The following is a 20,087-nucleotide window of genomic DNA, read 5'->3' as shown; positions in this document are numbered from 1 at the left end:
AGTTCATTAACTAAAAAGGGTGAAATCTATGCAGTCATTAGAAAATCATTTTTTAATCGCGATGCCGTCAATGCAAGACCCTTTTTTTAAACGTGCTGTTACCTATATTTGTGAGCACAATGAAGATGGGGCTATGGGCTTGGTAATAAACCAACCTATTGATGTTACTGTTGGCGAACTTTTAGATAAAATAGAAATTGATAACGACAAAACGCAAAACGCAGCAAAAGTAAGTGTGTTTGCAGGTGGGCCCGTTAAAACTGACCGTGGTTTTGTACTGCACTCTCCCCAATCGGGTTATTCAGCAAGTCAAAAACTCAGTAGCGATATTATGATCACTACCTCAAAAGACGTTCTAGCAAACTTAACCACTGCACAAGCACCAGAGCAGTTTATTATTACACTTGGTTATTCAGGGTGGGAGCAAGGACAACTCGAACAAGAGTTACTTGATAACAGCTGGTTGATCATAGAAGCCGATCCGAAGATCATTTTTGATACCCCCGTTGAAAAACGATGGGAAAAAGCAGTTTCAATGTTGGGATTTGATATTAGCCAACTCAGCCCTGAAGCTGGTCACGCATAATAGTAACTAACCCTTAGCAAACTTAAACAAGATACACATGACAAAAAAATCGCTTAAGCCGCAAGGCGAACGCACTGTAATGGGCTTTGACTTTGGCACCAAAAGTATTGGTATTGCTATTGGGCAAGAGTTAACCGGCAGTGCGTCTAGCCTTAAGGCTGTAAAAGCACAAGATGGCATTCCTAACTGGGACCATATCGCCGTACAAGTAGCCGAGTGGCAGCCTGACTTAATGGTTGTTGGTTTACCACTAAATATGGATGGAACATCACAAGAGGTTACCTTTAAAGCAAAAAAGTTTGCCAACAGATTGCATAATCATTATGGCATTCCTGTGCAAACACAGGATGAGCGCTTAACGACAGCGGACGCTAAAGCGCGACTTTTTGAAAGTGGCGGCTATAAAAACTTAGGTAAAGGTAACGTAGATAATATGTCTGCGGTTATTATTTTAGAAAGCTTTTTTGAATCTAGTTACGGTGAATAAGCTGGCTATATAAACAACCCTTTATACAAATAAAAAAAGCGCCAATTGGCGCTTTTTTATTGATTACTTTTAAATTATTGATCGCTATTTTTATCATCAAGGCCATCAATAGTAACGCCCTGTAAAAAGCCTGCGCCTTGTTGTTCGTTATTGCGCAGTTTTATCATTAAGCGTAAATCATTTGGCGAGTCAGCATGGTGCAGTGCATCAGCGTAGTTAATTCGCTGCTGTCTATACAACTCAAATAACGCTTGGTCAAAGGTTTGCATGCCCATTTCTTTCGACTTAGCCATTGCCTCTTTAATTCCGCCAATATCACCATTTTTAATCAGTTCAGCGACCATTGGTGAGTTAAGCAATATTTCAATAGCTGCAACACGGCTTTCACCATCGGCAGTCGGCACTAGTTGCTGAGCAACAATGGCACGTAAGTTAAGTGCTAAGTCATACTTAAGCTTATCGTGTTTTTCTTTTGGTACTAGATGCATGATACGGTCAATCGCTTGGTTCGCATTATTAGCATGTAGTGTTGCAACACACAGGTGCCCGGTTTCAGCAAAGCTTAGGGCGTATTCCATGGTTTCTTGCGAGCGAATTTCACCAATCAAAATAACATCTGGAGCTTGGCGTAATGAGCTTTTAAGTGCCGACTCAAAGCTTTCTGTATCAAGCCCTACTTCGCGCTGAGTAATAATACTTTTACGATGCTCATGAACAAACTCAATCGGATCTTCAATGGTCAGTATATGACCTCGTTGATTACGGTTTCGATAACCAATAAGTGCAGCTAGTGAGGTCGATTTACCCGTGCCTGTACCACCTACAAACAAGACAAGACCGCGTTTAGACATAATTACATCTGTCAGCGTAGACGGCAGACCTAAATCACTCACATCAGGAATTTGCGTCACAATACGGCGAATAACCATACCTGCTCTATCGCGCTGCCAAAAAGCAGAAATACGAAAACGCCCTTCGTCGGTAGCAATCGCAAAGTTACATTCTTTCGTTGTATGAAATTCTGCTTTTTGCTTTTCGCTCATTGCAGATTCTACTAACTCAAGCGATTGCTCATCAGTCAGTCTATCGTCACTGAGAGCTGTTAGTTCACCGTTTATTTTTGCACTTACAGGTAACTGACTCGATACAAATAGGTCAGAACCCTTTTTCTCAATCATTATGAGTAAAAAGTCGTTTAAAGATAAAGCCATAATAATTTCTTACCCACCAAATTGTGTTTTGTCTTGCGCTTTTTCTTTCGCTGCCGCATTTGTAACAATACCGTGATTAACTAAATTAGTTAAACACTGATCCATTGTTTGCATGCCCACAGACGCACCGGTTTGAATAGACGAATACATTTGTGCAATTTTATCTTCACGAATTAAGTTACGAATAGCAGGAACTGCAATCATAATTTCGTGTGCTGCAACTCGCCCACCACCAATTTTTTTAAGCAGTGTTTGTGAAATTACCGCACGTAAAGATTCAGATAACATTGAGCGCACCATAGCTTTTTCTTCACCTGGGAATACATCAATAATACGGTCAATAGTTTTTGGTGCAGATGTTGTATGTAGCGTGCCAAACACTAAGTGACCCGTTTCGGCAGCAGTCATTGCAAGACGAATTGTTTCTAAATCACGTAACTCACCCACAAGTATTACATCAGGGTCTTCACGCAATGCACTACGTAGCGCGTTTGAAAAGCTATGTGTATCGCGGTGAACTTCACGTTGGTTAATTAAACTTAATTTATTATCGTGAACAAACTCGATTGGATCTTCTATTGTTAGAATATGGTGATGTTTATTTTGATTTATATAATCGACCATAGCGGCAAGTGTTGTTGATTTACCAGAACCCGTTGGCCCTGTTACTAACACGAGTCCACGTGGGGTATCAGAGATTGTTTTAAAAATATCTGGCGCACCTAAATCATCAAGCGTTAACACTTCACTTGGTATGGTACGAAATACCGCAGCAGGCCCGCGATTAGAGTTAAACGCATTCACACGAAAACGTGCTAAATTAGGCACTTCAAACGAAAAATCCACTTCGAGGTTTTGTTCGTAGTCCTTGCGTTGATTATCGTTCATAATATCGTAAACCAGACTGTTTACGTCTTTGTCTGCAAGGGCTGGTATATTAATGCGGCGAACATCACCGTCTACGCGTATCATAGGTGAAACACCCGACGATAAATGTAAATCGGATGCTTTGTGTTGCACACTAAACGCTAATAATTCGGTAATATCCATTTATGACTCCACAACTAACTGATAAATATATGGTTACAATAGCAGAACGACTCACATCCGCCTACGCTAGAATTGCAGACGCGGCAAAAAACACACAGCGAAACACTAACGAAGTTACTCTACTAGCAGTGTCTAAAACTAAACCAAGCGAAGATATTATTGCAGCTTATGAGCATGGTCAGCGCGAATTTGGTGAATCTTATGTTCAAGAGGCTATAGATAAAATAGCTCAACTACAGTCATATAGCGACATCATTTGGCATTTCATTGGCCCTATTCAATCAAATAAAAGTGCATTAGTAGCTGCTAACTTTGATTGGGTGCAAAGTGTTGATCGCATAAAAATAGCAAAGCGATTAGATTCCCAGCGCCCAGACGATAAACCACCTCTTAATATACTTATTCAAGTAAATATAAGTAATGAGGAAGCAAAGTCAGGTTGCCGCCGTGATGAAATAGATGAACTTGCCAATTTTATTAACCAATGTGAGCACTTAACACTTCGAGGTTTAATGGCAATTCCCGCTAAAAGCGACAAACTGGATACGCAAATTCAATCTTTTGAGCAATTACAAACTTGCTTTGATAAACTAAAGACCCAATATCCTCAAGTAGATACTTTGTCGATGGGTATGAGTAACGATGTTGAAGCTGCCATTAGCGCAGGCTCAACCATGGTAAGGATCGGCACAGACATTTTTGGAACACGAACTTAAAAGGTGATAACAGATTTATGTCAGATAAAAAAATCGCATTTATAGGCACAGGTAATATGAGCTACGCCATTATTGGTGGCATGGTAAAAAACGGCTTTAACGCAAGTAACATAATTGCGACTAACCGCAACCAAGAAAAGCTTGAAAAGGTAGCATTTGATTTCAAGGTGCAAACCACCAGTGACAATAACGAAGCCCTGCGCGATGCTGATGTAATTGTTTTGTCTGTTAAACCACAAATGATGGGCGATTTATGTAAATCGTTTCAAGAGTCGGGCGTAGATTTTAGCGATAAACTGTTTATTTCTGTTGCTGCGGGCTTAACTGTAAAACGTTTGCGTGAAATGCTAGGCCAAGACGTTAAAATGGTACGTTGCATGCCAAACACGCCATCTTTATTAGGTCGCGGAGTATCAGGTTTATATGGTGCGGGCGAAACACCAAGCGAACACGAATTTGTACAACAAGTTTTTGAATGCACGGGCATTGTTGTATGGGTGGAAAAAGAGTCACAAATTAACGATATTATTGCTGTAACCGGCTCATCACCTGCTTACTTTTTCTTATTTATGGAAGCCATAGAAGAAAAAGCAAAAGCGCTGGGCTTTAACGATGAAGACGCTCGTCGCCTGGTACAACAAACAGCCCTTGGCGCTGCCGAAATGGCACTTAGCCAGCCTGATATTAGTATTTCGCAACTACGTTCAAACGTAACATCTAAAGGCGGCACTACTCACGCAGCTGTTGAGCACTTAAAAGACGAAGGCTTAACTAAAACCGTTGGCGATGCAATGGATGCGTGTATTGCGCGTGCAGAGCAAATGGAAAAAGAACTTTAAAACCACTTTTTATTGAAGGTTACACTATGAATGCCATGCAATTTTTAATCAGTACCCTGTTTGATTTGTTTTTAATGGTGGTATTACTGCGCTTTTGGCTGCAGTGGGCAAAAGCCGACTTTTATAATCCAATGAGCCAGTTTGTGGTTAAAGCCACGTCGTTTGCGGTAAAACCACTGCGTAAAATCATTCCGGGGTTTGGCGGACTTGATTTAGCATCTCTGTTGCTGGCATTTATAGTGGCTGTAGCCAAAATTAGTACTTTAATGCTTGTTATATATAATGCGTGGGCAATACAGCCTGTACTTATTCAAGCACTTATAACGGTACTAAAAGAAGGCCTTAATTTAGTATTTTGGGTACTTATTATTCGCGCTATTTTAAGTTGGGTTAGCCAAGGCTATAACCCTATAGAAGCGGTTTTCCATCAGCTTACTGAACCAATGCTAAAACCAATTCGTAAAATATTACCATCAATGGGTGGTTTAGATTTATCAGTTTTAGTGCTTATTATTGGTATTCAGTTTTTGCAAATGCTGCTTATGGATTTTTTAGTCTAATATAGATTTTTTAATTAGAGGCCCAAAGGCCTCTTTTTTATATGTTTTGAGGAATACATAATGAACCGTTTAATTAAGTTTTGTTTTATTGCTTGTTTAGCATTTTCATTTAACGCGCAAAGCGAAGAAATGCAAGGCGCACAATACAAAGAGCTTGGCCCTTGGCAAGTGCATTACATCGCCTTTCCTTCTACTTTTATTCAGCCAAAAATAGCAAAAGCGTACAACCTTGAGCGCAGTGGCTACAAAGGGGTTGTAAACATTTCTATATTAAAAAATGATGCCGATAAAACAGCACAAACGGCAAAGCTTATAGGCACAGCGAAAAACCTACTTAGCAACAAACAAACGCTTACTTTTAAAGAAGTAAAAGAAGGTGAGTCAATTTATTACCTTGCCCAAGTTGATTACACCAACGAAGAGATTTTACGCTTTGAGATTGAGATACAACAAAATAATCAATTTCAAAAATTACAGTTTCAGCAAAAATTTTACGTAGATTAATAACATGACCAAAACTTTAGTACTTGCTACAGGTAATCCTGGCAAAGTAAAAGAGCTAGCTAACATGCTAAGCTCTTTGAATATTAATGTAGTTCCACAGAGCGATTTTAACGTAGATGAAGTTGCCGAAACCGGCACTACCTTTGTTGAAAATGCCATTATTAAAGCGCGCCATGCCGCTAAAATTACTGGCATGCCTGCTATTGCCGATGACTCAGGTTTAGAAGTTGATGGCTTAAATGGCGCGCCCGGTGTTTACTCAGCCCGTTTTGCAGGCCCAGGTGCCAGCGATCAAGATAACATTGATAAGTTACTTGTAGATTTAGGTGATAATCCTATTCGCAGTGCACGCTTTTGGTGTGTACTGGTGTTAATGCGCCACGCAGACGACCCTACTCCGCTTATTTGTAGTGCTAGTTGGGAGGGCGAAATTACGCTCACTCAAAATGGCAACGGTGGATTTGGTTACGATCCTGTGTTTTTTGTAGCAGAGAAAAATTGTACGAGTGCTGAGCTTACAAAAGAGCAAAAAAATGCAGTGAGTCATCGCGGACAAGCGCTGCAAAAATTATTACTAGAACTACAGCAAAAAGGCGGCCTGTGAACCTTCCACCACTGAGCTTATATGTGCACGTGCCTTGGTGCGTGCAAAAATGCCCGTACTGCGATTTTAATAGCCACGGACAAAAAGGTGAAATACCTGAAGCTGAATATGTTCAACACTTAATTGATGACTTAAAAGCAGATTTGCACTTAGTGCAAGGACGTAAAATTCACAGCATTTTTATTGGTGGCGGCACTCCGAGCCTATTAACTGGTGCAGCTTATACCCGTTTATTAAATGAAGTCGACAACCTAATTGGGCTTGAAGAACACTGCGAAATCACCCTTGAAGCCAACCCTGGTACAGTAGAAACAGGTCGCTTTAAAGATTACGTAAAAGCAGGCATTAACCGTATTTCTATCGGTGTGCAAAGCATGCAAAACGACAAGTTAAAAGCACTTGGTCGGATTCATGGCAGCGACGAGGCAAACTATGCCGCGCAACAAGCTAAAGAAGCCGGTTTAAATAGCTTTAACCTTGATTTAATGCATGGCTTACCTGGGCAAACACTTGATGATGCTCTGAGTGATTTAAAACAAATAATAGCGCTCGATCCACCGCATATATCTTGGTATCAACTAACTATTGAACCCAATACTCAGTTTGCTTCAAAGCCCCCTACCTTGCCACAAGATGAAACACTGTGGGACATTCAAGAACAAGGGGTTGAGTTACTCGCGCAAGCAGGTTACGTGCAATACGAAATATCGGGCTATGCAAAACCGGGCTATCAATGCCAACATAACTTAAATTATTGGCGTTTTGGCGATTATCTCGGTATTGGCTGCGGCGCACATGGTAAGGTTACTGATGCAAATACAGGGCTTATAACGCGTACCGAAAAGGTTAAACATCCACGCGGCTATATGGATTTAATTAAACCATATATGTATAAAAGCTGGCATGTAGAGCAGGACGATTTAGCGTTTGAATTTTTTATGAATCGCTTTCGCCTTGTTGAGCCTTGCCCAATTAATGATTTTAATAAACTAACAACACTGCCGCTGCAAAGTCAGCAAAGTGCATTAAACCAAGCAATAAATAAAGGTTTATTGACTCAAACAGACAGCCATTGGCAGGTAACCTTAAAAGGTCATCGCTTTTTAAATGACCTGCTAGAATTGTTTGTGTAGCGCTAAGGCACTGCACAACAATATAAAACTAATAAATATAAATCACCCTAATGGGTTTCTAACAACAAAAGGGAAAACAATGCGTAAACTCACTTTTATTGCGGCCGCAGTAAGCGTTGCACTACTTGCTGGCTGCCAGCAAACAACACAACAATCTACTTCAGCCCCTATTGCACAAGCAGTTCAATCACAACAAAGTGAAATAGACAAAGCCAATGCATTTTTTGAAGATACATTTAACCGCGATGTAATGAGCAGCCCTGTATATCAAACATACATGGGGATTAAGCAAGATTACGATAAATGGGACGATGGCAGCGAAGAAAGAAAGCTTAAAGATTTAGCACAAACAAAAGCTGACCTAGTTGCATTAAAAGCAATTAATCGTGATCTATTAGATGATGCAACAAAAGTTAGCTACGACTTAAAAAAACAGGATCTTGAAAGCTCAATTGCTGACTTTAAATGGCGCTACCATAATTACCCTGTGAACCAAATGTTTGGTACGCATTCTATGATCCCTGCGTTTTTAATTAATCAGCACTCAATTAGTAATGTAAAAGAAGCTAAAGACTACATTTCACGCCTAAATGGTGTAACTGGTGTTATTGATCAGCTTATCGTTGATTTAACTGTACGTGCAGAAAAAGGCATCATAGCCCCTAAATTTGTATTCCCGCATGTTATTGATTCAAGCAAAAACATTATTCACGGTGCACCGTTTGAAAAAGGCGATGATTCTACATTGCTTGCTGACTTTAAACGCAAAGTAACAGCGCTTGAAATTAGCCAAGACGAAAAAGACTCGTTAATCAGCGATGCATCAGATGCATTAAAATCGGCTGTTAAACCATCTTACTCTAAGCTAATTAATTACCTAGCGCAGCTTGAGAAACGTGCTGATGATCGCGATGGCGCATGGAAATTACCAGATGGCAAAGCGTTTTATAACAACGCACTTAAGCGCACTACAACAACAGATTTAACGGCTAAAGAAATTCATGCAATTGGTTTATCTGAAGTGACACGTATTCATGATGAAATGCGTGAAATTAAAGATAAAGTAGGCTTTAAAGGCGACTTAAAAGCGTTTATGCAGTTTATGAAAACTGACAAACAATTTTACTACCCTAATGATGCACAAGGTAAGCAACGCTACCTTGATGAAGCCACTGGACTTATTGATACAATGAAAACACGCTTAGATGAGTTATTCATTGTTAAACCAAAAGCTGATTTAAAAGTAAAAGCAGTTGAAGCATTCCGTGAAAAAGCAGCGGGCAAGGCATTTTACCAACAGCCAGCTCCAGATGGTTCACGCCCAGGTATTTACTACGCTAACCTTTATGACATGGAAGCTATGCCAACATATCAAATGGAAGCACTTGCTTACCACGAAGGTATTCCGGGTCACCACATGCAAATCGCTATTTCGCAAGAACTAGAAGGCGTTCCTAAGTTCCGTAAATTTGGTGGTTACACAGCGTATATTGAAGGTTGGGGTTTATACTCAGAGTTCATTCCTAAAGAAATGGGCATGTACTCAGACCCTTACTCAGATTTTGGTCGTCTTTCAATGGAGCTATGGCGCGCATGTCGTCTAGTGGTTGATACGGGTATTCACGCGATGAAGTGGACTCGCCAAGAAGGTATTGATTACTACGTAAATAACACGCCTAATGCAACATCTGACGGTGTTAAAATGGTTGAGCGTCACATTGTAATGCCTTCACAAGCAACGGCTTATAAAGTGGGTATGCTTAAGATTTTAGAACTTCGTGAAGACGCTAAAAAGCAACTTGGTGATAAGTTTGATATTCGCCAGTTCCACGACGTAGTGCTTAAAAATGGTCCTGTACCACTAAATGTACTAGAGAACTTTGTTAATGAATGGGTAGCAAGCAAAAAAGCTTAAAACCAATTTAAACAATTGCTTTAAATATGAAAGGTCGCATTTGCGGCCTTTTTTGTTTTATAGTAGTAAAAAAGATTTTTGGAAATAATAATGGATTTAAGCATACAACTACTTAATGCGCGTATTTCAAAGCAGCAGTTAAATGAGCTCGATAACGACTTTAAGCAGTTAAGCCCTGCTCAGCAAACTTTGCAGCTTAACCATTTATATGACAGCGCCCAACGGTTAAGTGTTAAGTATGACTTTATGCAAAACATAGCAACGCGGATATTAAGCTCTAACACAGCGCCTTCTCCATTTATTAATCAACTCACTAATATTGACGCATTGAGCTTTTTTACCCCTGCGCTGAAAGTAAATAAAGGCTTTTTAGTACAAGATACACAAGGAAATAACGTACTGCACAATGTGTTTAAGCATGCCGATGCTACAAAGCTGCCATTTAACTATGTGCGCTCTTTGATGTTGTTTGAATCAAATGATGAGTTAGCTAAAGCGCTGGCGCAGCCCAACTCTCATGGCTTAACACCGGTTGCCTGCTACATAGCCTATGCAAATAAACCTAGCACACCGGTAAAGCATGAATTTTCAGCTTTGTTAGCATTAATGGAAATAGAGCAAAAACAAAATCCTAACGCTAAACAACAGCTTGCCAACGTAATAAAAGGGCAAAAAGTTAACGAGACCACAATTTTACTGAGCGCCGCTTACTTGCAACGCTCAACGGCGCAAGTTGCTCACTTAATCAAGGCGCTTTAATTCACTCACAACTTCTGTACGCACACTGTCTATGGCATGTGTAATAGATTGCGCAGCACTTTGGTGATCAACCATATTTGGCCAATTTGTTTGCCAGACCTTTTGTAAGTCTTTTGTTTTTAAATGTACTTTATCAACGGCTAAGTAGCTTAAGTCATGAATTAAGTTAACTTTAACCCAGCCTTTTCTGGGGCTGCCATCTATTTTGTTATTATCGTAATGTGCTGCAAATACAATAAGCTCAAGCTCGGCTAGTACTTGTAAGATTTGAAAGCTAGCAATGCGTGTATTGTTGTTATCTTCACTTGCCTCCATCTGCCATGCATTATAACTAAAGCCTATAAACGCAAATACTACGCTCGCTATAGCAGTGAAAAAATACGAACGGGGCGCCAGTACAAACTGACCATATTAGACTCTGACATATTATTTCCTAGGGCCTGTTTATCTTTCGAGGTTAAATTTGCAGCAGTATGTTTGGTATTTAGGCAAGGCAGAGCCTATGCAGTGTGGTTATTCCCCATAAATAGGCGATAACGTGGAATAAGTGCCAAACATACGCTGCCTGAAGGGTTCTGCCTAGGGGCAATTTACTCTTTGTTGCCTACATGGATGTAGGTAAGGGGCGTGAGCAGGACGCGGAAGCTTAGCTCGGTTTTTACTTAGCCCGCTAGGTTACAAACCTCACGCCGCGATTAAATCGCACCTAGATTGAACAAATTTTAATTCTGAAAGGTCAACAGGCCCTAGTCATTTAAGTAATATTCAACACTGGTTACCACTCTTATATTTTTTATTTGCGGTGTGTTTGAATCTCGATTACTGATACTAAATTGCCCTTGGCGAGCTGTTTTTATTTTGCCTAATTTTGAATTAGAGTCTTTAGCAAATTTATTAGCGACTTCACGCGCTTTTTCAGTTGCTTCTTGCACCATCGCAGGCTTTACATCATTGAGGCCAGTAAAGATGTATTCAACTTTTGTTTCGTAGCTATCTTGCACTATTGCGATATCTTGTTTAGCAAGTTGGCTTACTTTACTCAGCGCGTTTTGCACTTTATCTGGCGCAGCAGAATAAACAATAATATTTGAGCGCACTATGTATCTAAATTGTTGATTTTCATTACTGTATTCACGTGCTTGCTTATCAATAACTGACTGGCTACCTATTGTTATTTCATCGTCGTCAAAACCATGGAGTTTTAAAAAAGCAGTTACCGCATCATTTTTTTTCTCAACTCGGCTTACTAATTTTTCAAGGTTATTGTCGGCATCACTAAATTGCAGAGGCCAAATTACCGTATCGGCTATTACTTCTCGCTCGGCCAATCCCTTAACCTGCACAGTACGTTCCATCCCTTTCACACTCAAAGCGGTACTTTTTAAAATAAACCCTAAGCTAATTAAGCCTATACTTAAACAAATAGCCGCTATAACAATGTAAAAACCGGGGTTTTTATTCACAATAATCTCCTTGATTGATATCAATAATAAGCATCGAGACGCTCGAAATAACACAGTAAACAGGGTACATTGAGACTATAAATAACGCAAAATTTAATCAGCCTAGGAAAAACCATGAGCCTTAAGCGTATAACCCAATTTTTTAACCCAAGCTCAGTGGCCGTTATTGGCGCCTCTAACATATCAACTCGGGCTGGTTTTGTGGTTATGCGCAACTTACTTCAAGGTGGCTTTAAAGGGCCGATAATGCCTGTTACTCCAAGCCATAGCGCAGTACATGGCGTACTTGCTTACCCCTCTATTGCTGACTTACCAAAAGTACCTGACCTTGCTGTTATTTGTACTAACAAAAACACCTTAATTGATATTATTGAGCAGCTTGGAGAGCTTGGCTGTAAAACCGCTATTGTTATTGCCGATGGGCTGTCTGGGGAGCAAAAAAGCGCGCTTAAAGCATGCGCTCAAGCCAAGCAAGTTACTTTGCTTGGACCCAACTGTTTAGGCTTGCTGATCCCTCATATTGGGTTAAATGCGAGCTTTTCACATACCGTGGCAAGCCCAGGTAAAATAGCATTTGTATCGCAATCAGCAGCAGTATGCTCAACCATTTTAGATTGGGCTAAAAACAAAGAAATTGGCTTTTCATATTTTGTATCAGTAGGCGATTGCCTTGATATAAACTTTAATGAACTACTCGACTTTTTAGGTCGTGATGCTAAAACCAAAGCTATTTTACTCTACATAGATAACATTGAAGATATTCGTGGTTTTATATCAGCAGCAAGAGCCGCGGCCTTTAGTAAGCCTGTAATTGCGATTAAAACAGGTAAAACAACTGCAGGCGCACTTGCAGCCGAAATTCACACCGGCGGAAAGCAAAGCTCTGACGCTGTTTACGATGCGTTATTTCAACGAGCGGGTATGCTGCGTGTAAATGATTTACGAGAGCTATTTGCAGCGACACAAACACTCGCCATGCATCCAAAATTATTAAAAGTAGAACAACTGACAATTTTAACTAATGGTGGCGGCCCAGGTGTTATGGCCGTTGATGAGCTAATTCAAAGCTCCGGTAAATTAGCAGAACTAAGCATTGAAACCCGAAATGCGCTAAATAAAGTCATTCCGCAATCAGAAACCACCTCAAACCCTGTGGATATTTTTGGCGACTCAGCACCTGCGCGTTATAAGCAAGCATTAGAAATTTTACTGCACGCAAAAGAAGTTAAAAACTTACTGATTATCCATACTCCCTCAGCGCTTGCGCCCAGCGAAGACTACGCCAACATTATTGTAGAAACCTTACAAACATTACCTAAAATGGCGCGCCCTTACGTTATAACTAACTTTATGGGTGAAGACGCATCTTACGCTGCCAGAAAAGTGTGCTCAAACAACGCAATACCCACTTATCGTACGCCCGAAGGGGCTGTTGGCGCATTTATGCACTTGGTAACGTATCGTCGTAACCAAAAGCATTTAACGCAAACACCTGAGTCGAACACTGATGACGCTAAAATAAATAAGGTGGCAGCTAGAACCCTTATTAATGAGTTTTTAGATGATGGACAAAGCTACTTACCTACTCATCAAGCAAGCCAAGTATTGAACCACTATGGTATTAAATGCATTCAAACTGAGGTCGCTTACACCCCAACAGAAGCCAAAGAGCAAGCCATAGAGCTTGGTTTTCCAGTCGCGCTGAAACTTATTAGCCCAAGTATTGCCTCAAAGTCTGAAGTAGGTGGGGTGGTACTTAACTTAAACGACGCCAACGAGGTTGAACAAACTGCTTTTGCGATGCTTATCCGTATTAAAAACACTTATCCGGATGCTGTTATTGAAGGGTTTTCATTACAAAAAATGGCGCCGCGAGCAGGCGCTAATGAGCTGCGAATTGCAATTAAAACCGAGCCTAATTTTGGCCCAGTTATATTATTAGGTGAAGCAGGCACCGGCCTTGAATATGCACAAGCCGCCGTTGCTCTGCCTCCACTGAATATGAACTTGGCAAAGTATTTAATTGCCGCAGCGCACGACAAAGGCGTATTAAAGGAGCGCATACTCCCCGAGAAAGTTGATAAGTATCGTTTATGTGCACTGCTAACGCGTATTTCTCAGTTAGTTATTGATCAACCCGATATAAGCTCAATGGAACTAAATCCTATACTTGCCAGCAATGGGCAGTTTTTAGTGCTCGATGCCACTATGACACTTAACCGCTATCAAGCTCAGAGCAATCGTAAGCGCTTATCTATTCGTCCCTACCCTATTGAACTTGTTGAAGTGGTAACACTTAAAAATAACACTCAAGCTACGCTCAGACCGATAAAACCGGAAGATGAACAAGCTCATAAAGTATTTGACGAGTCACTTAACAAAGAAGACAGATATAAACGCTTTTTTGGCGAGCTTCCACAGTTTAACCACGATCAACTCGCTAAAATGACGCAAATTGATTACGACCGTGAAATGGCGTTTATTGTGTGCCAACGCTTTGAAGGTAAAACCCGTACACTGGGTGTGTCTCGCGTCATTATGGACCCCGATAACCTACATGCTGAGTTTGCTATTGTAGTACGCTCAGACTGCCAAGGCTTAGGGCTTGGTCGTATACTAATGAGCGCTGCAATTAATCACTGCAAACGCCAAGGTGTAGAGTCGATTGAAGGCATAACCTTACCAGAGAATACAGGGATGATTGAACTTGCCCGTAAGCTAGGTTTTAAAATTAGTCGCGACTTTGAAGAAGGCAGTATTAACATGGTACTTAAACTTAAATAATGAATGAACCGCAAACTTTACGCCAAAAAATGGCTTGCCTGTTTGAAGGTACAGGTCAATATCAACGTTCAGGGCATATTCTTGATATTGCACTCATTAGCTTAATAATGATTAACGTTGTAGCCATTGTTATTGAGTCAATCCCAAGTGTGGCAGAGCAGTATTACTACGAATTCTTAGTTTTAGAAATTGTATCGGTCGCTATTTTTGCTATTGAATACTTAGCCAGGCTTTGGGCCTGTGTAGATAAAACACAATATGAAGCAATGGAAGGCTCAAACAGTAAACGCAGATTAAAGTATTTTTTATCACCACTTGCGTTAATCGACTTAATAGCGATTTTGCCAAGCTTAATGATGTTTTTATTTCCTCTCGATTTACGTTTTTTACGCATACTCAGATTATTAAGAGTATTTAAACTCACTCGCTACTCACGCGCCATGCAACTACTTTTAAAAGCCTTTAACGATGAAGGTAGTTCATTAATGGCTGCTTTTTTTATAATGGCCGTTGTGCTTATTTTAGCTTCATGCGGAATTTATTTAATTGAGCACGATATACAACCCGATAAATTTGGCTCTATTCCTGCGGCTATGTGGTGGGCAATGGCAACACTAACGACCGTTGGTTATGGCGATGTAGTACCTATAACGCCATTGGGTAAGTTTTTCGGTGGCGTTATCACACTACTGAGCATGGGTATGGTCGCTATTCCTACCGGATTACTGGCATCTAGTTTTTCAGAACAGATACGTAAACGCCGTCAGTTTTTTGAAGACGCTGTGCACGAGTCAATTCAAGATGGCACACTTAATGACACCCAACAAGTACACCTAGAAGAGCTACGCCATAAGCTAGGCTTGAGTAAACTTGAAGCTAATAAGGCCATTAAAACGCAGTTAAATGAGCATAACAGCCATTTGTTTTGCAGACACTGCGGTAAAAGGCCCTAAATCCGTGCGACTATTCTCAATTGAATATATCACTCCAATCGCGATTAATAAGCGCGAGTACTTCGGTATTAGGTACCGGTTTACTAAATAAATACCCTTGGAAATGCTTGCACCCTCTCGCCTTTAAAAAAGCAAGTTGGTGCGAGCTTTCTACGCCCTCAGCGACACACTCTTTGCCTAAACTATCTGCAAGCGCGAGTGTTGATTGGATAATGGCCTCATCATCAGAGTCTATGCCTATGTCTTGTACAAAGCTTCTATCTATTTTAAGTACATCAATAGGGAAACGCTTTAAATAAGTAAGTGATGCGTAACCTGTACCAAAATCATCCATGTACAATCTACAACCCAACTTTTTAAGTTGTTCCATGCTGTGCAGCGCTTCTTTTGAATCACGCATTAATATTGATTCGGTTATTTCAAAAACAATTGCCTCAGATGATACACCTGAATTATTTAACGCTTTTTTAATTTCAGGTACGAGTTCTTTAAACTCAAAATCTAGTGCTGATAAGTTAATAGATAAATACAGGTTAGGTGAGGCTTTTCGCCACTCTTTTAACTCCAATAAAGCGCGCGCAAAGGTCTGCAGCATAATTTTTGTAATTAAGCCTATCCCCTCTGCAGCCAGCGAAAACTCTTGAGTTTGTACTAGTTTATTTTCGGGCCAACGCAGCAGCACTTCAAAGCCTTCTGTTTTTTGGCTCTTAGCATTAATAATAGGCTGATAGTAATTACAAAACTCTTCTTCTCGATACGCTCTAGTAAGCTGAGATTCAAGATGCAGCGCTCTTTGAACATGCTGGTTCATCTCTTGCTTATAAAACTGGTAGCGCCCTTCTAAAGAGTCTTTTGCATGATATAACGCTATGCTCGCAGCTTTTAAAAGTGCGGGGCCTTGCTCTGCGTCATCTGGCGATATCGACACACCAATACTTAAATTAACGTTTACAACTTGACCATTAATCGCAATATTTTGATTCACGCAATCCATCAACTTAGTACATATTATAAGTACTTGCTCTATCTGATGAATATCTTCTACTAACACGACAAACTCATCACCACCAAATCGCGCAACACTATCCGATGGTCGCAAAGAGCACTTTAAGCGCTCAGCAACTTCTTTAATTAGCTCATCAGCCGCTTCGTGCCCTAATGAGTCATTAAAGTATTTAAAACGTTTAATATTGATATGTAACAAAGCCACTTTGCATCCATGCAGTTTTGCTTGTTCAAGGGCGTGTTCAACGCGGTCATTAAATAATGTACGATTTGGCAGCCCAGTTAAGGCATCGTAGTTGGCCAATAGGTGCAGCTCGTTTTCAGCTGATTTTTGTGCGTTTATATCGGTTAAAATAATGACATAACTATTAAGGCGCTGCTCGTTATCGGCCACTGCACTTATTTTCACAAGTACATGACGCGATTCACCATTAGCTAAAACCACACTGTCTTCGCACGAAAAATGCTCCCCAACAGATAGCTTTTGCATAATGCGTAAATAATCAAAACGATTGCTGCGCGATATACCTAAATTTAAAGTCCGGCTAGATAACGACTCAGCGGAGAAGTTAAAGGCGGTTTGCAGTGATTTATTAGAAGCCCGAATATTTAAGTTTTTATCGAGTATAAACACCCAATCACGTGTTTGCTCAAATGCTGCCGTAAATAGTAAAGCGTGTTCTTCAAACACCATCTCACGGGTCATATTTGTATAAGTACCCGCTACTTTTTGTGGCGTTTTATCATCCCACTCAACTACTTTTCCAAAGTCCTTATACCAGCGCCAATAGCCTTTTGCATGGCGCAGGCGGTAGGTACAATTAAAGTAGCCTTTATCGGTAGATAAAAATTCAAGCCACTCTAAGCGAAATAGCTGTTTGTCCTGCGGATGAATTTTAGATAAATATTCATCAAGGCTTACGGTTTCATTTTCGTAGCTTAACTCACTCGCTAAGCGGGGTTGGTAAATGCTTGGGTTGCTCGACTCCCAATCCCAGACACCCGATTCGCTGCCTTCAAGTGCTAATTTTAAACGCGCTTCGCTTTCTTTACTTTCTTTATTTGCTGCCAATAAAATACGCTGAATTTTATTACGGCGCATAACCCACATAGCAACAAAACCAATAAACAGCATGGCGTAAAGCACCATAAAATAAGGTGCACGCCAAAGCGGATACTTTACTTTTATTTTTAAAATAGCAGGCGAGGTATATTCGCCAGTCAGGGGGTCTTTAGCCCAAACTTTTAATTGGTAATTACCTGGATTCAATTTTGGAAACAATACGCGGTTGTTATTTCGAGTATAACTTTTTTGTCCGTTATCGAGTTGATACTCATAAATAATGCGTTCTTGATTACTAAATGCCATAGCCGAAAATGCCACTTCAAGCCCAATATCATCATGGTTTAACACAACCTCGTTAAGAGGCTGTTTTAAATCAAGCGATAGATCTCGTGACATTAAATCAACTCGCGTAATATTTACGTGATCAATAAGTGACTGGTAATTTTGGTTTTCCATTGGGTGAAAATAAGTAAAACCTTTTAAGCTACCATACGCAATATGGCCATCTTTAAGCTGTGCCATGGCGTTACTATTAAACTCAGCAGAGAGTAGCCCCTCTGACGTAGAAAATTGTTGAAAATGAAGTGTTTCTGGGTTTAATCGCCAAATGCCTTTATGGCTACTCATCCAGATCATGCCATCATCATCTAGCACCATATCGTAAAGCAATGTGCCTAATTTATTCTTCTCTAAATCGATTGTATGTACTAATTGATAAGTAGATGCGTCAAGGCCTATCAAGCCAAAATTAGAAAGTGATATCCACAATATATTGTTGTTATCAATTAAATAAGAAAGCACGCTAATGGCTACGTTTTCGTGCTGCTTTGGCACTTTGTAAATCATTTTAAGTGCTAAATCACTTGGGTTTACTTGATATAAAATTCCAGCATTAAAAAATAGTGGCGAGTCTGGCTTATTGCTCAACGCGGGTAAAAAGCCATGAGCTAAAAAGGGTTCAAACTGGTCAAACTGGCCACCCAGACGCGTTATTACTTGAGAATCTATATTGTATATAAATACCCCATGATCTGAGTGCACAAAGTATAGATCGCCATTTGGCATGAGTGTAACGCCATGCACTCTACCAGTAATCAGCTCTTGATCAGCAGGGTTATGCACTTTTGGTTCGCTAACTTGATGCGTTACAGGGTCAAAAATAAATAAACCACGGTTTGTATAAAGCCATAAATTATCTTTATAGGGCGTTATTTCATATACGGTAAACTCAGTGGTGAGTAAGTCGACTTTGTAGTCTTTTAAATAAGCTTTACCAATATTTGTTTTTAAATCAACCTCGGTAATACCGTTATGCGTTGCAAGCCAAAGCTTGTCTTTATATTCGGTAATCCCCCAGATAGAGTGATGTGATAAACCATCCCCCCCGAGCAAAGTGCCATCGACATTATTAAAATGATAGCTGTCGTGAGATAAGTAAAACGCTCCATCAGTCTTAGTCGCAACCCATGTACCACCCGATTTATCTTTAGCCATATCAATAATACTGGTATCGGCAAGTGTGTACTTACTTTTGGCTATTCGAGTATTTTTAATCATCTCTTTTGTGTTTAAATCAAATTTAAACAAGCCTTTGTCGGTAGCTAAATCTATTGTTCCGTGTTCGTTTACTATGCTCCAAACATTTAAGTCACTTAGTAATACTTTACTTTTAAAAGGTAAATCTGGGCGTTCAAACATTTTTGATAAGTTACTAATATCAACTTCGTATAAGCCTTGTACCGCCCCTACTAACAACTGTTTATTTTCACCTAATGCGAAAGACTTCACATTATTTTGGTAAATATGTTCAGCTTCACCTTTTAAATGCTGTAGAGGTCTAACTTGCTCGGTGGCAATATCAAATACGTATGCACCATGGCTTGTACCTATAAATATATAACCATTGTAGGCAAACAGCTTTCTCACAAGGGTATTTTTATATTTAGCAGGCAGTTCAAAAATAGTTGTTATTTTTCCGGTTGCGATATCAAGCTTTGCAAAGTCGCGGCCTCGCCCAATCCAAAGTGTTTTTTTATCAACAGCCACCATACTAAAAACAGACTGATTGATAATTTCTTCTTCACTGGTGGGTTTTTCTAGAAATTGCTGATATGAATCTGTTACGGGGTCGTATCTAAATAGGCCTGCAAGTAAAGAGGCTATCCAAATGTGCCCTTGAGGGTCTTGGTAAATACGATCGATGATCGCCTCTTCTAACTCACCATTAGGGCCGTTTATTGGAATAACTTGATAGCCATCATAACGATTAAGCCCGGCCTCTGTCGAAAGCCAAAGGTAACCGTTAGTGTCTATAAGCATTGTATTAACGTAGCTTTGCGATAAGCCTTCGCTTGGAGATAAGCGTTTTACTTGTGCCCCTACTTGGCAACTTAGAATAGTTATTAAAACTACAAAGCAACTAATGATCCCATTAACGCATTTACTCATGCTT

The 20,087-nt window shown here is 40.1% G+C and carries 17 protein-coding genes; 12 read left to right on the top strand and 5 right to left on the bottom strand.

Features of this window, described 5'->3' with window-relative positions:
• Nucleotides 1-28 precede the first annotated feature (28 nt).
• A complete protein-coding gene (locus tag H5092_RS03835) occupies nucleotides 29-586 on the top strand; it encodes a YqgE/AlgH family protein (protein ID WP_002961948.1) in 558 nt (185 codons plus the stop codon).
• Between the two features lie 37 nt (nucleotides 587-623).
• Nucleotides 624-1,073: a Holliday junction resolvase RuvX gene (gene ruvX / locus H5092_RS03830; RefSeq protein WP_002961947.1), complete on the top strand. Its 450-nt coding sequence runs from the start codon at nucleotides 624-626 to the stop codon at nucleotides 1,071-1,073.
• 74 nt (nucleotides 1,074-1,147) lie between these two features.
• On the opposite strand, the gene H5092_RS03825 is transcribed toward ruvX, so the two are convergent.
• A complete protein-coding gene (locus tag H5092_RS03825) occupies nucleotides 1,148-2,284 on the bottom strand; it encodes a PilT/PilU family type 4a pilus ATPase (protein WP_024596219.1) in 1,137 nt (378 codons plus the stop codon).
• A 9-nt stretch (nucleotides 2,285-2,293) separates the two neighbouring features.
• Nucleotides 2,294-3,334, bottom strand: coding sequence for a type IV pilus twitching motility protein PilT (locus H5092_RS03820; protein ID WP_039488318.1), 1,041 nt, complete (start codon nucleotides 3,332-3,334; stop codon nucleotides 2,294-2,296).
• 2 nt (nucleotides 3,335-3,336) lie between these two features.
• Here H5092_RS03820 and H5092_RS03815 point away from each other — a divergent pair, with 2 nt between their 5' ends.
• From H5092_RS03815 to H5092_RS03780, 8 genes are all read left to right on the top strand, one after another.
• Nucleotides 3,337-4,050 (top strand): YggS family pyridoxal phosphate-dependent enzyme, encoded by a 714-nt coding sequence (locus H5092_RS03815; protein ID WP_182196817.1) that lies wholly within the window; start codon nucleotides 3,337-3,339, stop codon nucleotides 4,048-4,050.
• 17 nt (nucleotides 4,051-4,067) lie between these two features.
• Nucleotides 4,068-4,889 (top strand): pyrroline-5-carboxylate reductase, encoded by an 822-nt coding sequence (proC, locus tag H5092_RS03810; RefSeq protein ID WP_039488316.1) that lies wholly within the window; start codon nucleotides 4,068-4,070, stop codon nucleotides 4,887-4,889.
• A 26-nt stretch (nucleotides 4,890-4,915) separates the two neighbouring features.
• A complete protein-coding gene (locus tag H5092_RS03805) occupies nucleotides 4,916-5,449 on the top strand; it encodes a YggT family protein (protein ID WP_002962568.1) in 534 nt (177 codons plus the stop codon).
• Nucleotides 5,450-5,509: 60 nt separating this feature from the next.
• Nucleotides 5,510-5,953 carry a DUF4426 domain-containing protein gene (locus H5092_RS03800; protein ID WP_182732929.1) on the top strand — a complete coding sequence of 148 codons (444 nt, stop codon included), beginning with the start codon at nucleotides 5,510-5,512 and terminating at the stop codon, nucleotides 5,951-5,953.
• A 4-nt stretch (nucleotides 5,954-5,957) separates the two neighbouring features.
• Entirely contained in the window at nucleotides 5,958-6,557 is a 600-nt protein-coding gene (locus tag H5092_RS03795) for an XTP/dITP diphosphatase (RefSeq protein ID WP_182716614.1), read from the top strand.
• Complete coding sequence (gene hemW, locus H5092_RS03790) at nucleotides 6,554-7,690, top strand: radical SAM family heme chaperone HemW (protein ID WP_002962575.1); 1,137 nt, start codon at nucleotides 6,554-6,556, stop codon at nucleotides 7,688-7,690. The genes H5092_RS03795 and hemW overlap by 4 nt, the downstream gene beginning before the upstream one ends.
• A 79-nt stretch (nucleotides 7,691-7,769) precedes the next feature.
• Nucleotides 7,770-9,605 carry a DUF885 family protein gene (locus H5092_RS03785; RefSeq protein WP_182724709.1) on the top strand — a complete coding sequence of 612 codons (1,836 nt, stop codon included), beginning with the start codon at nucleotides 7,770-7,772 and terminating at the stop codon, nucleotides 9,603-9,605.
• A 90-nt stretch (nucleotides 9,606-9,695) separates the two neighbouring features.
• Nucleotides 9,696-10,364, top strand: a complete 669-nt coding sequence (locus H5092_RS03780) for a hypothetical protein (RefSeq protein ID WP_002962577.1) — start codon at nucleotides 9,696-9,698, stop codon at nucleotides 10,362-10,364.
• On the opposite strand, the gene H5092_RS03775 is transcribed toward H5092_RS03780, so the two are convergent.
• Nucleotides 10,347-10,679, bottom strand: coding sequence for a hypothetical protein (locus H5092_RS03775; RefSeq protein ID WP_259398362.1), 333 nt, complete (start codon nucleotides 10,677-10,679; stop codon nucleotides 10,347-10,349). The genes H5092_RS03780 and H5092_RS03775 overlap by 18 nt on opposite strands.
• Nucleotides 10,680-11,110: 431 nt before the next feature.
• Nucleotides 11,111-11,827, bottom strand: a complete 717-nt coding sequence (locus H5092_RS03770) for an SIMPL domain-containing protein (RefSeq protein ID WP_182671393.1) — start codon at nucleotides 11,825-11,827, stop codon at nucleotides 11,111-11,113.
• Nucleotides 11,828-11,941: 114 nt separating this feature from the next.
• Between H5092_RS03770 and H5092_RS03765 the strand changes: the two genes are divergently transcribed.
• Together H5092_RS03765 and H5092_RS03760 are read left to right on the top strand one after the other, a co-directional pair.
• Entirely contained in the window at nucleotides 11,942-14,611 is a 2,670-nt protein-coding gene (locus H5092_RS03765) for a bifunctional acetate--CoA ligase family protein/GNAT family N-acetyltransferase (RefSeq protein WP_039488310.1), read from the top strand.
• Entirely contained in the window at nucleotides 14,611-15,564 is a 954-nt protein-coding gene (locus H5092_RS03760; protein ID WP_182692458.1) for an ion transporter, read from the top strand. Before H5092_RS03765 ends, H5092_RS03760 begins: the two co-directional genes overlap by 1 nt.
• A gap of 16 nt (nucleotides 15,565-15,580) precedes the next feature.
• Here the strand turns inward: H5092_RS03760 and H5092_RS03755 are convergent, their stop codons facing one another.
• On the bottom strand, nucleotides 15,581-20,083 hold the full coding sequence (locus tag H5092_RS03755; RefSeq protein WP_182732928.1) for an EAL domain-containing protein: 4,503 nt from the start codon (nucleotides 20,081-20,083) through the stop codon (nucleotides 15,581-15,583).
• Nucleotides 20,084-20,087 lie beyond the last annotated feature (4 nt).

The organism is Pseudoalteromonas sp. SR41-7 (assembly GCF_014163935.1).
Lineage (GTDB): Bacteria > Pseudomonadota > Gammaproteobacteria > Enterobacterales > Alteromonadaceae > Pseudoalteromonas > Pseudoalteromonas distincta.
Note: the sequence above shows the minus strand (reverse complement) of the source record. Positions and strands in the feature narration are given on the sequence as shown.

What these genes read in the sequence shown, in the direction of transcription:
- H5092_RS03820 (WP_039488318.1), bottom strand. Translation starts at nt 3,334, where the DNA reads ATGGATATTACCGAATTATTAGCGTTTAGTGTGCAACACAAAGCATCC.
- H5092_RS03835 (WP_002961948.1), top strand. Translation starts at nt 29, where the DNA reads ATGCAGTCATTAGAAAATCATTTTTTAATCGCGATGCCGTCAATGCAA.
- proC (WP_039488316.1), top strand. Translation starts at nt 4,068, where the DNA reads ATGTCAGATAAAAAAATCGCATTTATAGGCACAGGTAATATGAGCTAC.
- H5092_RS03760 (WP_182692458.1), top strand. Translation starts at nt 14,611, where the DNA reads ATGAATGAACCGCAAACTTTACGCCAAAAAATGGCTTGCCTGTTTGAA.
- H5092_RS03805 (WP_002962568.1), top strand. Translation starts at nt 4,916, where the DNA reads ATGAATGCCATGCAATTTTTAATCAGTACCCTGTTTGATTTGTTTTTA.
- H5092_RS03785 (WP_182724709.1), top strand. Translation starts at nt 7,770, where the DNA reads ATGCGTAAACTCACTTTTATTGCGGCCGCAGTAAGCGTTGCACTACTT.
- ruvX (WP_002961947.1), top strand. Translation starts at nt 624, where the DNA reads ATGACAAAAAAATCGCTTAAGCCGCAAGGCGAACGCACTGTAATGGGC.
- H5092_RS03775 (WP_259398362.1), bottom strand. Translation starts at nt 10,679, where the DNA reads ATGGAGGCAAGTGAAGATAACAACAATACACGCATTGCTAGCTTTCAA.
- H5092_RS03795 (WP_182716614.1), top strand. Translation starts at nt 5,958, where the DNA reads ATGACCAAAACTTTAGTACTTGCTACAGGTAATCCTGGCAAAGTAAAA.
- H5092_RS03800 (WP_182732929.1), top strand. Translation starts at nt 5,510, where the DNA reads ATGAACCGTTTAATTAAGTTTTGTTTTATTGCTTGTTTAGCATTTTCA.
- H5092_RS03780 (WP_002962577.1), top strand. Translation starts at nt 9,696, where the DNA reads ATGGATTTAAGCATACAACTACTTAATGCGCGTATTTCAAAGCAGCAG.
- H5092_RS03765 (WP_039488310.1), top strand. Translation starts at nt 11,942, where the DNA reads ATGAGCCTTAAGCGTATAACCCAATTTTTTAACCCAAGCTCAGTGGCC.
- H5092_RS03815 (WP_182196817.1), top strand. Translation starts at nt 3,337, where the DNA reads ATGACTCCACAACTAACTGATAAATATATGGTTACAATAGCAGAACGA.
- H5092_RS03825 (WP_024596219.1), bottom strand. Translation starts at nt 2,284, where the DNA reads ATGGCTTTATCTTTAAACGACTTTTTACTCATAATGATTGAGAAAAAG.
- H5092_RS03755 (WP_182732928.1), bottom strand. Translation starts at nt 20,083, where the DNA reads ATGAGTAAATGCGTTAATGGGATCATTAGTTGCTTTGTAGTTTTAATA.